Below are 12,700 nucleotides of genomic sequence, written 5' to 3'. Positions count from 1 at the left end.
CTCGGTCAGCGCGGGATGACTTCATCACCACCGACTTCATCACCACCACCGGAAACCCCGCACCATCCTGGCAACGCTTCCGGAAGCCGAGCCGTCGGCCGGCCTCCTCCATCGCCAGCAGGTCGGCATGGACCAGCCGTCTCCCCTGGACTCGTTCCTGGGTGCAGGCGTTGCCGACAACCCCCTCACCGAGCAGGACCACCGCGCCGATCGGCAGCTCACCGGCCGCGAGCCCTTCCTCGGCGACCGCGATGGCCGGCCCGACCAGCTCCTCCAGACTCACCGGAGCACCCGATAGCCGTGATCACCGAGCACCAGCGCGGTCGCAGGGAAGAGCGGTGTCGGCAGCGCGTCCGGGGCGAACCAGGCCCATCGGGCGAAGACCTCCGGTTCGGTGATGTACGGCTCCGCCACACCCGCTGACATGGCCACGGCGGCTGTCACCCGGACCGCGCCGCCGGGGTGATCCAGGACCACCGCGGTGACCACGGGCACGCCCGCGTTTCTGATCCCGGTCTCCTCAGCAAGTTCGCGTACGGCTGCCGCCTCGAAGCTCTCGCCCGGTTCGACCGCCCCGCCGGGCAGGCACCACGACGGATCTTCACCGGCCTTGATCCGATGCCCAAGCAGGATCCGCCCACGGGCATCTGTGAGGACAACCCCGACCCCGACCATCCGTTCCGCACGAAAACCATGGGCGCTGTGAACCGGCACGAACGGAACAATAGTGGCGGCGTGAAGTGGGAGGTGGCGGGGGATCGAGCTCGGGTCGAGGAGACGTCGTCACCCGCCGACCACGATGGGCAGTGCAGCCCCCCGAATCCTCAGCAGTGGGGTGGTGACGTTCGGGCGGGCCTGTTTGCGGACCCGGGCGCCTGCCATAAGATCACGTCCCGGCTGGTCTGGCGCATCGCGAACCGCGACATGATCGTCCAAGGACCGGCCGTCGCCATCACGATGCCCATGGCCATCGAGCGGCGCGACGAGCCCACCGCGTGGGCAGCCGCTTGACGCGAGGCCGGGGTCACAGGCCACCTGACGGCGCACGCTCCAGGGGACGAGAATGCGACCAAGGCGGTCGCCCACGACCTCCGCCTCGCCCCCGGCTCCCCGTCGTGACCTGGGAACTCCACAGCGACATCGACGGGCAACTCGTATGCCTCGACCAGACGCACGTCTCCAGGCCAGGCACGAGGCCGATCGCCAGCTCGGGCATCGCGTACCGCTGCGTCCACGAGTTCCTTCGCGGCATCAAGGCCCGGAGTCGAATACAGCGTGACGAGCGCGTGACTCATGCGGACGACTGCGCTGCGCCATGGCGCGCCCAGACCGCTGGCTGCGTCCGTCGCCGCGATGTACAACGCCCTGGAGGCTTCGTCGTCTCGGGTCTCGAAAGCGAACCGCCCGGAGAGCATGTATGCCTGGGCGGCGACGGATCTCAAGTCGGGAAGGAACTGCCGGGGAGCCTGGGAGCCGAGCAGCCGGCGACATGACTCGACGATCGGCGCGAGCACCAGCTGCAGCCGCACGAACGGGATGCTGCCGACTTGGTCGTTCACGGCGGAGACGGCATCGCGCATCGCCGCGATCAGCCCCTCGTCGAGACGGGACGCGTCGGCCAGGGCGACCGAGAGTGTGCGCTGCATCGGCGGGCCAAGCAGCGCGAGCAGACCTCCGCCAGCGTCGGTAGTGGTGCGTAGGAGGAGTGTGCGCAGCTCGCCGAGTCGCCGCTCGCTCTCCCCGAGCTGTCCGAGGGCATCGAGCAGCTCGGCGAAGTCACTGCCAGTGCCGAGGGATCTCCGCCCGTCAGTGCCGTGTGCATACAAATGCGCGAGGAGCAGTTGATACCGCTCGCTGGGCAGGACCGGCGCCGTACCGGTCTCCCAGCGGGCGACGGTCCGCTGCACACTCGCAGCGCTGATGTCGAAGGGCTGCCCGAGTCGGGCCGCCGCGTCGATGATGGCTCGGGCAGTGTCGGATAGTGACCAACCGCGGGCGAGCCGTAGCCGTTTGAGGGTGGCCGCGCCGACGAGCTTGTCCCGCGTGCTCATCCGCTTATGATGCACTCCTCGCGGCTCAGACGGGCACGATCAGCCGGGGTTTCCCTTGCGTCGCCCCATAATTGATCGTCTGCCAGGTCCCTGAGGTGCCCTCAACACCGTCACGGGGAAAGCCGATCACCATGTCAGCGTGATCGACCATCCACATGTTGCGCGCCCAGTACGTGGGTGTATGCAGCTCCGCGGCACCCAGCTCGACGATCTCGGCGATTCGATCACGGCACCGGGCGATGGCTTGCCGCGCCTCAGCCGGCTGCTGCTCCACGGTGCCCGGGACGACGATCGTGATCTGCGCCTTCGAGTTTCCGGCCAGCCAGAGCAACGACAGGCTGTCGATGCCGACCGCACCTCCGATGTAGAAGTGCGCGCCATCCTTCGCGAACGGCCCGAGGTAGGTGCTGAACCGGTCGGCGTACCACGAGAGCTCGCGATGGCCGGTAGACCTGGTTCCGGTGATCGTCACAGCCAAAGGCATTGATCAACTCCGTGTCATAGGTTGTCAGATCCCGCCCACTCATCCTCCGCAGTGAGATTGAGCCGTGGAAGCCAATCACTCGACCATTCCGACCGAGCCGCTCGAAGCGCGCGGGCAGTCCGTGACAAACCGGGACGACGGCTCACTAACCATCAGAAACCCTCTGCATCCACACGTCCGCGAGGCCGTTGGCGCCATTAACGGTCGCTACCTCACCGATTACGGATACGAACTCGGCGAGCACGGCGACGAACCAGCAACCGCTGATCGCGCCGCCTTCCTGCCCGGCCTACCTGGCGCAGCCAGCCGCGCCGAGGCAACCACCCTGCTGAGACACGACACGACACGACAACCGACCAGCGCACCGGACCAGGAGCCCCGGCATTCGCGTCATAACGCCGGGGACCCCCACTCCTGATCGCGGACGGGAGGACCAACACCGTGACATCGCCCACGCAGCCACAGCAGACGAGCACAAGCAGGCTCTACTTGCAGCCAGCAGCTGTGTTCGGAGCCGCTGGCCAACATGCTGGCCAGCAGACGCATCACGTACATGGCGGCCGCCCTTCTCGACGAGACAGAGGTCCGACGTGACGCCGCCCCGGTATGACGCGCACGAGGTCGCCCGCGCCGAACTCCTGCAGGCGTTCTGTCCCGGCTGGCTCATCATGTGGCGTCCCTGGGCACGAACCTTCTGCGCGATGCACATGGCCGATCCCGGCCAGTGCCGCTGTGTCGAGTCCTCCGACCCCGACACCTTGCGCCACCTGATGATCGACGCCGAATTCGAGACTCTGGCGGGCCTCAATGTGCTCACCGGCAGCGACGCGCAGTCAATCCGCTCGCCGGCGAGGCTCGCCAGGCACAATCCCGTGGCCACGAGACGAATCGCCCTTCACCCCCTACGGGTGGTGCGCGCGGAGGGCGGCATCTCTCTCGTGGCCGTGGGCTCGACCTCGTCCCCCACAGAAGGACCGACGATGACAGCACAAGCCACACCCCAGCTCGCCCCTGTCCACTTCCTGGAGCTGGAGATCACCGGCCGCTGCCAGCTCCGGTGCGGCCACTGCTACGCCGACTCCGGTCCCAACGCCAGCCACGGCACCATGACGACCGGCGACTGGGAGAACCTGCTCACCTCGGCCCCCGCCGCCGGGATCACCACCGTGCAACTCATCGGCGGCGAACCCTCCCAGCACCCCGACTTCGAGCGGCTGCTGAAGCACGCCCTCGCCCAGGGCCTGAAGACGCAGGTGTTCTCGAACCTCTACCGGGTCACCGACCGCGTGTGGGACCTGCTCGACGACCCCAACGTCACGCTGGCGACGTCGTACTACACCGACGACCCCGACCAGCACGACCGCATCACCGAGCGCAGCGGCTCCCACGCCCGGACCCTCGCCAACATCCAGGAGGCCCTACGGCGCGGCATCCCTCTCAAGGTCGCCATCGTCCAGCTCTCCGACGAGCAGCGCGCCGAGCAGGCGTGGGCGCAGATGAAGGCGCTCGGCGTGAACCGTCTCGGGCCGATCGACCGGCTGCGCGGCGTCGGTCGCGGCGCCGCCACCATCGAGACGGGCGTCAAAGAGCTGTGCGGCCAGTGCGGCAACGGACGCGCCGCCGTCGCGTCCAACGGGGACGTGTGGATGTGCGTCATGTCCCGGTTCCTTCAGCCCGCAGGGAACGTGAAGACCACACCGCTCGCGGAGATCCTCGTCGGGCAGATCTGGCAGAACCTCCTCACTCAGGTCCCCCGCCCCGCCGGCGCGACGGCCTGCAACCCGGGGTCGGACGGCAACGACTGCGCGCCGGCCGAGACCATCTGCGAGAGCAACGCACTCATCCTGCCCGCGCAGCGGATCCCTCTCGCCGGGATCAGGTGACAGGGAGCAGACTGATCACTATGGACTGGCAACCCTACGCGCACGCGCTCGCCGCCCGCGTCACCCATCCTGGGTCGCGGTGGCGCGACGCCATCACGAACGTCCCCCGGCACCAGTTCGTGCCCGCCTGGTGGACGTGGAGCGGCGGCCACTGGGAGCTGCATCAGGGCGCGGCCGACGAAGCGGCCTGGTTGGACACCGTCTATCGGGACCGCACGGTCGTCACGAAGGTCGGCACTCTCCACGCCGACCACGCCAAGCCCAGCGACGCCCCGACCGGACGGCCGACCTCCTCCAGCACGCTGCCGACTCTCGTACTGCAGATGTACCGGCACGCGAGGATCAGCGAGAAGGACACTGTGCTCGACGTCGGCACCGGCTCGGGGTACGGCACCGCCTGCTGTGCCACCTGCTCGGCGAGAGCCAGGTGACCAGCATCGACGTGGACGACTACGTCACCTCCATCGCCGCGTCGCGGCTGTCCCAGCAGGACTGCCATCCGCGTGTCGCGCCGATGGACGCCGTCGGGGAGATCCCGTGGACGTTCGATCGGATCGTGGCGATGGTGTCGGTACGGCCTATCCCCGCCTCCTGGCTGACCGCGCTCAAACCCGGCGGCCGCCTGGTGACGACCATCTCCAACACCTCGCTCATCGTCAGCGCCACCAAGACCGACGACGGCGGCGCGGCCGGCCAGATCGAGCGAGACTGGGCGATGTTCATGAAGACCAGGACCGGCGCCGACTACCCGCCGGGCCTGGCCAGTCTGATGGACACCGCGCGCACCGTCGAGGGTGACCAGGTCGCGGCCGCGAGGTACCCCGTGATCGACATCGAGGAGAACGCCTGGGAGCTCCGCTCGATGCTGGAGGTCATGTCGCCGGGCATCGAACACGACTTCCAGCAGGACGGCGACACCCGGACCGCGCTGATGGTGCACGCGGACGGGTCGTGGGCCCGCGCCGTTCAGACCGGGAAGGAGACCGGCGTCGTCCATCAGGGCGGGCCGCGCCGCCTGTGGGACGTGCTCGACGAGGCCCGCGACTACTGGCTGGAGAACGGCATGCTGCCGCTGTACGGCGCGAACGTCCGGATCGACTCTGACGGGGCGATCCACCTGCAGCGCGGCCAGTGGAAGGCCACCATCGCCTGACTTCAGGAGTCACCGGAAACGCGAAAAGCGCCCCGCCCCTCCGCGGAGGAGGAACGGGGCGCTCTCGTGTGGCTGCTACTGCTGGTCGGCCGGGAGGTCCGACCAGCGGGGTGTGCCGGGCCTTATAGCCGACGACGGCCGCCAGCGCGGTCGGCAGCAGCGGCAGGGTGATCGCCTCCACCCAGTCAGGCAGGAACGCGATCATCGACGGGTCGTTGCTGACCGCCTGCAGTACCGCCATACCGGCGACGCCGGCCAGGTAGGGCGCCAGAGTCATGGCTTTGAGGACCTTGTCCCACGCCGCGCCAACGCTGCTCCGTCAGCCAGGGGAGGCGTGGCACGACAACTGCCCTGTGGCCACGCCGCCCCTCTGACGCGCGAAGTTCTCACCTCACTGGCAGGCCGGTGACGGCGCGCCTGATGATCAGGCGCTGGATCTCCGACGTGCCCTCGAAGATGGTGTAGATCTTGGCATCGCGGTGGAAGCGTTCCACCGGGTGCTCGCGGGTGTAACCAGCGCCGCCCAGCACCTGGATCGCCTGTTCGGTCACCCATACCGCCGTCTCGCCCGCCACCAGCTTGCACATCGAGCCCTCCGCGCGGTCGAACGGCCTGCCGTTCCTGGCCATCCACGCCGCCCGCCAGGTGAGCAGGCGGGCCATGTCCACGCGCGTCGCCATGTCCGCGAGCAGGAACGCGATGGCCTGGTTCTCGCCGATCCTGCGACCGAACTGCTCGCGCTCGCGGGCGTAGTCGCGGGCGTACTCGTAGGCGGCGCGGGCGATTCCCACGGCCATGGCGGCGACGGACGGGCGGGTGGTCTCGAACGTGCGCATGGCCGCCTGCTCCCCCGCGCGCTCGCCGCTGCGGACGCGGGCGAGGCGGGCGTCGAGCTTGTCCTGCCCGCCGAGCAGGCAGGAGGCGGGCACCCGGACGTCCTCCAGGACGACCTCAGCGGTGTGCGAGGCGCGAATGCCGTGCTTGCGGAACTTCTGCCCCATGGACAGGCCCGGCGTCCCCGGCGGGATGACGAAGGAGGCCTGCCCCCGGGCGCCGAGCGCCGGGTCGACGGAGGCGACGACGATGTGCACGTTGGCGATGCCGCCGTTGGTGGCCCAGGTCTTCACGCCGTTCAGGATCCAGTCGCCGGAGGGATCCTGTACGGCACGCGTGCGGACGGCTCCCACGTCGGAGCCGGCGTCGGGCTCGGAGACGCAGAAGGCGCCGAGCTTGACGTCGTTCTCCGTCCCGAACATCTGCGGCAGCCACTCCCCCATCTGCTCGGGGGTGCCGCCGGAGGCCATGGCGGCGGCGGCCAGGCCGGTGCCGACGATGGACAGGCCGATGCCCGCGTCCCCCCAGAAGATCTCCTCGAACGCCACGGGGAGCGCGAGGCCGCTCTCCTCGAACCACTGGGTGGCGAAGAAGTCGAGCGAGTACAGGCCGACCTTCGCGGCTTCCTGGATGACGGGCCAGGGGGTTTCTTCGCGTTCGTCCCACTCGGCGCCTGCGGGGCGGATGACGTCACGGGCGAACTCGTGCACCCATGTGCGCACGTCACGGACGTCGTCGCTGGGTTCTGGACAGAAGCCGGCCATACCACTGCTCCCACTCAAATGGCGATATTTCCGGTTCCCGCCCCAGCGGGCGTTACCGGCGGTAACATCGCTGACTGTACCCGCCGGTACGGCAGGCCGCCACTGCCGGGGATCGGCCAGGCGGGCCCGGAGCTGGCGCTGACGGCAGCGGCCCCTGGGTGGGCGGTGATGCCGGCGAGACGATTCGGTCGCGCCTGGAACCCCCCGAGTCGGGGGCAGCGTCTTGATGGGAGCGGCTGGCGCCCACCGGCGCCGATGTGCCCCCGGCACATGCGGAAGGCGGTCGGGGGTCCGGCGTATGCACGAGGGCGCCGTAGGTGGGGTCCGGCGCATACGCGAGGGCGCCATAGGTGGGGGTCCATGGGCGAGGGCGACACAGGTGGGATCCGGTCCATGCGGCGAGGGCTGCTCAGGTGGGGTCCGGTACGTGCGCGAGGCGGTCGTGGGGTCCGGCGTATGCGCGAGGTGGTCGCAGTGGGGGGTGAACCCGCGTGGGTCGGACGAGGTGGCCGGCCGTAGGGGCTGACCAGGCGTCTCGCGCGTGGCCTGCCACGCGCTTCGAACGGCGGTGGCCTGCCGCGAGGGTGCGTCCGTTCAGGGACGGCGGCCTGCCGTGATCGCCCTCGACGCCAGCACCGCCAGGGCCGCGACGACCATCGCGCCCGCCAGGCCGTACATCAGCAGGTTGAAGCCGGTGAACGAGGCCGCCGCCAACGGCCCCAGGCTGCTGCCGACCGCCAAGAAGAAGGAGAAGAGCGCCAGGGCGGTGCCGCGAGAGCCCTCGGCGAGCGCGGCGATGGACTCGTTCAGTGCGGGCAGTCCCGCGGTGATCGCCGCGACGTAGAGGGCGAGCAGGACGGCCAGCCCCACCGCGCCCGGCACGGTGGCGCCGGTGACGACGAGCACCGCGGCGCCCAGCAGCAGGAAGGCGGCGGCCCGGACCGGTGCGCCGAGGCGCGCCAGCCATGGCGTGAGGAGCGGGACCAGCAGGATGGACGGCAGGCCGCTGGCGCGCAGCCCGAGGAGTTCGCCGGAGGAGGTGACGATGCCCGAGAGCTGCAGCCCCGTGTAGACGGCGACGAAGCCGCCGAGCAGGACGAGGACGGCCGCGTAGCGAAGCGCCAGGGCGGGGTTGGCCAGCAGCGACGGCACCACGCGGTAGGCGGAGGCGAGGGAGACGGCCGACCGGCGCGGCGCGTCCGGGATCATGACGGCGCGCAGGGCGAGCGCCGCCGCCGCCAGGCCCACCGCGGGCAGGAGGAACAGGCCACGCCAGCCGAGCGCACCGACGACGAGCTGGCCGCCGACCTGCAGGAGCACGGCGGAGGCGAGGAAGGCGCCGGTGATCGCGCTGATGGCCACCACCCTGCGGCGGGGTTCGACGCTCTCCCCCAGGTAGGCCATGCCGGCGGGCGGGAAGGTCGCGACGGCGACGCCCTGGACGAAGCGCAGGGCGATCGCGACGGCGGGGTTCGGGCTGGCCGCCACCAGCGCGGTCGCGGCGGCGGCGATCGGCATGCCGAGGAGCAGGAGCCGGCGCCTGCCGTACTGGTCGGAAAGGGGGCCGAACAGGAGGAACCCGAGCCCGTAGCCGGCGGCGAAAGCGGTGACGAGCCAGGTGAGCGCGTTCGGATTGGTGTGCCGTCCCGCCGCCATGTGCCGGCCATGATGCGGCAACTCGGCCGGATCATCCTGGGCGACGACGTGGAGGACGAGGCGGCGGGGCGCGACCAGATCGCCGCCTTCGTCGCCGCCGCGCTCAAGGGCGGCGCGCCCTGACCGGGCGACGATGTCGACTCCACCCGGCTCACCCCGGGCGCGCCCTGAGCCCGCAGGCCGACCGGCACACGCCGGGCGCGACCCTAACCGCACACCGGGCGCGACCCTGACCGGACGGCCGGCATGGGCGCGCCGCTCCCGCCGCGGATTGATGCGCGGCGGCCAGCCCGGTCCGGCGCGCCGCGTGCGGTTACCGGCTGTGCACGCTGACCGCGTACCCACCATCCCGGTACGGCTCGCCGCCCCCGGTGGTGCGACCAACCTGATCCGGCGCGGTTACCGGCCGTGCACGCTGACCGCATATCCACCATCCCGGTACGGCTCGCCGCCCCCGGTGGTGCGACCAACCTGATCCGGCGCGGTTACCGGCCGTGCACACTGACCGCGTACCCACCATCCCGGTACGGCTCGCCGTCCCAGGTGGCGAAGCGGTCCCGCAGCCGTAGCCCAGCGGCCGCGCACCAGGTGTCGTAGTCGTCGAGCGTGAACGTCGGGCGTACCGGCAGGTGATCGGCGTCGAGCCCGAATCCGGCCACCAGCAGGCCGCCGGGGTGCAGCGCGTCGGCGAGGCGGCCCACGGTCTGAGGCTCGCTGCCCTCGGCGAGCAGCGGGATCACGTTGCCCGCCGCGACGACCAGGTCGAAGCGCTCGGGAAGGTCGAACGCGGCCAGGTCGGACTCGATCCAGGTCAGCTCCGGCGCCCTGCTCCTGGCGACGGCGAGCATGGAGGGGTCGAGGTCGACGCCCACCACGTCGTAGCCCTGCTCGGCCAGCCAGATCGCCACCCTGCCGGTGCCGCATCCCGCATCGAGGATCCTCGCGCCGGGCGGCACCAGCGCGGCGCAGAAGCGCGCCTCTCCGTGGACGTCGGCACCCGTGGCGGCCAGCGCCGTGAAGCGTCCGTCATAGGCCTCGCCCAGCTTTCCACCGGTCAGGTCACGCCATCTGCTCATGCAGCCCATTCTGTACGGCCCGCCCCGGCGCTCCGCCCACCGGTCCCACATACCGCGGCCCGCCGATCCCGCAACCCCGGGCCGCCGATCCCACATATCGCGATCCATCGCTCCCACATGCCGCGGGCCGCCGATCCCCCATACTGCGCCCATCGCTCCCACATACCGCGGGCCGCCGATCCCGCATACCGCGACCCATCGGCCCCGCATGCCGCAGGCCGCCCGTCCCGCACGCCGCGGTGCGCGCGAGTCGCGAGCCGTACGGCCGAGGCCCCTCCCGTCGAACCGGGGAACAGGAACCCGACGGCGCGCCCCCGGCCCGACCCGATGCTCCGCCTCGCGTTCACCGGAGTCCCGCAGGTCAAGCGGCGGTGGGCTCACAGCCGGAGGGGTGAAGTCCTCGTCCCGCGCGAGGCCCGAGCGTGCCGGTAGATGATGCCGGCATGGAAGCGGACCGGTGAAGCCGGCATGGAACCTGTACATCCACACCGGGATCGGCCCGGTCTGTTGGCGCTACTGGCGCAGGTCAATGGAAATGTGCGGGGACAGTGCGCGGAGGAAGTCCGGCGCGTCGAAGACCGCACCCGCGGAGGCGACACCGACCGTCCTGGTCCGTCCCGTGAGGATGCGGTCGACCGCTTCCACCGCGAGCGGCGCGGTGACGGCGTAGATGTCCTGGCCTCTGGCCACAGCGCGCCGTTCGGTGCCGCCGGAGCGCACGACGACGTCGACAAGGAAGGTCTGCGCCGACCGCCCATGCTCGTCGACCGTGGCCGGCGTCGGTGTGTCCGGGGCCGACACGTCTCTGGCCGCCTCGACCGTCATGTACGTGCGCACCTCAGGGATGGACAGGTGGCTGGGGATGGTGACCACGTCGGCCATCGTGAACTCCCCGATGACCGCCCGGGTGCCCAACGGGTCGGGAAACGGCCAGTCGAGGGTCGGCGGGTCGTCATGGCGGTACTCCAGCTGTCCGTTCGTGTATCGAACGCGGCGTCCGCCCCGCCGCTGCCGGGAGACCGCGCCCGCGGCACGCGTCCCGGCGGTAGGGTGCCAGTTGCTCAGCCCGTACGCGACGTGCGCTTCGTCGGCCGTGGCCCAGTCGCCCATGGTCGCGGTGGCCAGCAGGTCGCCGAGGCCGCCGTAGAAGGCCATCGCGGGGACGATCACCGCTCCCGCGTCGCGGGCGCGGTCGGTGAAGTGCGCGAACGTGTCGACGTTGGCCTCGACTTCGGCCGCCACGTCCACATACGGGATCCCGGCGCGCAGTGCCGCCTCGATCACGGGGGCGGCGGTATCGGCGAAGGGTCCGGCACAGTTGATCACGGCCGCCGCACCGGCCAGTGCGCGGTCGAGCGAGGCCGGGTCGTCGACCGACGCCGGCCGGGCCTCCAGCCCGGATTCGGACGCCGCCAGCATCTTCAGCTTGTCGGCGTCGCGCCCGGACAGAACCGGAACGGACCCGCGCTCCAGCAGCTGTGCCACCACGAAACGCCCGGTGTGCCCGTACGCGCCGAACACCGCTACCGTGTGCCCCGATCCCATGGGTGGTCCCCTGTCCTCGAATGATTGGTTGCGGACATCCTGGCGAAGGCCGGCATCCCACCGCGAGTGTCCGGAACGCCATGACACGTATAATTCCGGACATGGGTACTGTCGCGCTGGCCGTCACCGACGGGATGCTGCACTTCGAACTGTCCGTGGCGTACGAGATCTTCGGCGCCGCCCCGGACGGCGTGGCAGGCCCCTGGTACAGCGTCGCCGTCTGCGGGCCGGGCTCCGTACGGGCAGGCAGGTTCCGGCTGGAGCCCGACCACGGCCTCGACCGGCTGCCGGACGCCGACACGGTGATCGTCCCGGGCTGGGCCGACGTCGACGAGGACCCACCCGCCGACCTGGTCGACTCGGTGCGCGCGGCCCACGAGGCAGGCGCGCGCGTGGCCTCACTGTGCACGGGCGCCTTCGTGCTGGCCGCCGCCGGCCTCCTGGACGGGCGGCGCGCGACGACGCACTGGGCGCACACCCACACCTTGGCCGCCCGCTACCCGCAGGTGAAGGTGGACCCGGACGTCCTCTACGTGGACAACGGCAGCGTGCTCACCTCCGCCGGCAAGGCCGCCGCCGTGGATCTGTGCCTGCACCTCGTCCGCCTCGACCGCGGCTCGGCGATCGCCAACGTGGTCGCCCGCCGCCTGGTCGTGCCGCCACACCGGGACGGGGGCCAGGCGCAGTTCGTCACCACCCCTGTGCCCGCCCCGGACAACCACCCGCTCGCCGAACTGTTCCCCTGGGTGATCGAACGGCTGGACCATCCGCTGACCGTGGAGGACCTGGCCCGCCAGGCGCGGATGAGCTCGCGCAACCTGGGCCGCCATTTCAGGTCGGTGACGGGTACGACTCCGCTGCAGTGGCTGCTGACCCAGCGGATCCGCCACGCCCAGGAGTTGCTGGAGACCACCGACGACAGCGTCGACACCATCGCGGCGGCCACCGGCATGGGCACCGCCACGACGTTGCGCCGGCACTTCAACCGCACGGTCGGCGTGCCCCCGGACACCTACCGCCGCACCTTCCGCTCGCGGACCCGCCCCGGCCCCGACGACAGCGGCCGGCACCACCAGCACCCCTGAGCCTTCTCCCGGACAACGCCGGCGGTGTCACCGTCAGCGCCGCCGCTCTCGAAGACCGGGAGACGCCGCCGCTTTCGAAGACCGCGTTACGCTGCCGCTCTCGGAGACCAGGAGACGCCGCCGCCCTCGAAGACCGGGAGGTGCCGCCGCTTTCGGAGACCGGATGACA

10 protein-coding genes and 1 pseudogene are annotated in these 12,700 nt (G+C 70.8%); 4 read left to right on the top strand and 7 right to left on the bottom strand.

Annotated features, from left to right (window positions below):
• Positions 1 to 279: 279 nt before the first annotated feature.
• The 3 genes from ACWEVS_RS37965 to ACWEVS_RS37955 all read right to left on the bottom strand — a co-directional run bounded on the left by ACWEVS_RS37965 (position 280) and on the right by ACWEVS_RS37955 (position 2,523).
• Positions 280 to 714: a nucleotide triphosphate diphosphatase NUDT15 gene (locus ACWEVS_RS37965; protein ID WP_452555557.1), complete on the bottom strand. Its 435-nt coding sequence runs from the start codon at positions 712 to 714 to the stop codon at positions 280 to 282.
• Between the two features lie 110 nt (positions 715 to 824).
• Positions 825 to 2,051: a hypothetical protein gene (locus ACWEVS_RS37960; RefSeq protein WP_452555555.1), complete on the bottom strand. Its 1,227-nt coding sequence runs from the start codon at positions 2,049 to 2,051 to the stop codon at positions 825 to 827.
• A gap of 25 nt (positions 2,052 to 2,076) precedes the next feature.
• Positions 2,077 to 2,523, bottom strand: coding sequence for a hypothetical protein (locus ACWEVS_RS37955; protein ID WP_449931016.1), 447 nt, complete (start codon positions 2,521 to 2,523; stop codon positions 2,077 to 2,079).
• A 76-nt stretch (positions 2,524 to 2,599) separates the two neighbouring features.
• Between ACWEVS_RS37955 and ACWEVS_RS37950 the strand changes: the two genes are divergently transcribed.
• From ACWEVS_RS37950 to ACWEVS_RS37940, 3 genes and pseudogenes are all read left to right on the top strand, one after another.
• Positions 2,600 to 2,953, top strand: a complete 354-nt coding sequence (locus ACWEVS_RS37950; protein WP_452555553.1) for a hypothetical protein — start codon at positions 2,600 to 2,602, stop codon at positions 2,951 to 2,953.
• Between the two features lie 172 nt (positions 2,954 to 3,125).
• The gene (locus tag ACWEVS_RS37945; protein WP_452555551.1) at positions 3,126 to 4,418 is read left to right on the top strand and encodes a radical SAM/SPASM domain-containing protein; all 1,293 of its coding nucleotides are present in this window, start codon (positions 3,126 to 3,128) and stop codon (positions 4,416 to 4,418) included.
• A gap of 20 nt (positions 4,419 to 4,438) precedes the next feature.
• A pseudogene (locus ACWEVS_RS37940) lies at positions 4,439 to 5,571 on the top strand (methyltransferase domain-containing protein).
• 386 nt (positions 5,572 to 5,957) lie between these two features.
• Here ACWEVS_RS37940 and ACWEVS_RS37935 read toward each other — a convergent pair.
• The 4 genes from ACWEVS_RS37935 to ACWEVS_RS37920 all read right to left on the bottom strand — a co-directional run bounded on the left by ACWEVS_RS37935 (position 5,958) and on the right by ACWEVS_RS37920 (position 11,446).
• Positions 5,958 to 7,169, bottom strand: coding sequence for an acyl-CoA dehydrogenase family protein (locus ACWEVS_RS37935; protein ID WP_452555549.1), 1,212 nt, complete (start codon positions 7,167 to 7,169; stop codon positions 5,958 to 5,960).
• Positions 7,170 to 7,763: 594 nt separating this feature from the next.
• Positions 7,764 to 8,825: an MFS transporter gene (locus tag ACWEVS_RS37930; RefSeq protein WP_452555547.1), complete on the bottom strand. Its 1,062-nt coding sequence runs from the start codon at positions 8,823 to 8,825 to the stop codon at positions 7,764 to 7,766.
• Between the two features lie 485 nt (positions 8,826 to 9,310).
• Positions 9,311 to 9,901, bottom strand: a complete 591-nt coding sequence (locus ACWEVS_RS37925; RefSeq protein ID WP_452555545.1) for a class I SAM-dependent methyltransferase — start codon at positions 9,899 to 9,901, stop codon at positions 9,311 to 9,313.
• Positions 9,902 to 10,414: 513 nt separating this feature from the next.
• Positions 10,415 to 11,446, bottom strand: coding sequence for a saccharopine dehydrogenase family protein (locus ACWEVS_RS37920; protein WP_449931030.1), 1,032 nt, complete (start codon positions 11,444 to 11,446; stop codon positions 10,415 to 10,417).
• 101 nt (positions 11,447 to 11,547) lie between these two features.
• Here ACWEVS_RS37920 and ACWEVS_RS37915 point away from each other — a divergent pair, with 101 nt between their 5' ends.
• Entirely contained in the window at positions 11,548 to 12,531 is a 984-nt protein-coding gene (locus ACWEVS_RS37915; RefSeq protein WP_452555543.1) for a helix-turn-helix domain-containing protein, read from the top strand.
• Positions 12,532 to 12,700: the final 169 nt, after the last annotated feature.

This window comes from Nonomuraea sp. NPDC003754 (genome assembly GCF_053605785.1).
This window is presented reverse-complemented; position numbering and strand designations above follow the sequence as displayed.

Coding starts and splice junctions, on each gene's coding strand:
- ACWEVS_RS37960 (WP_452555555.1), bottom strand. CDS start 2,051: ATGAGCACGCGGGACAAGCTCGTCGGCGCGGCCACCCTCAAACGGCTA.
- ACWEVS_RS37935 (WP_452555549.1), bottom strand. CDS start 7,169: ATGGCCGGCTTCTGTCCAGAACCCAGCGACGACGTCCGTGACGTGCGC.
- ACWEVS_RS37930 (WP_452555547.1), bottom strand. CDS start 8,825: ATGGCGGCGGGACGGCACACCAATCCGAACGCGCTCACCTGGCTCGTC.
- ACWEVS_RS37925 (WP_452555545.1), bottom strand. CDS start 9,901: ATGAGCAGATGGCGTGACCTGACCGGTGGAAAGCTGGGCGAGGCCTAT.
- ACWEVS_RS37920 (WP_449931030.1), bottom strand. CDS start 11,446: ATGGGATCGGGGCACACGGTAGCGGTGTTCGGCGCGTACGGGCACACC.
- ACWEVS_RS37915 (WP_452555543.1), top strand. CDS start 11,548: ATGGGTACTGTCGCGCTGGCCGTCACCGACGGGATGCTGCACTTCGAA.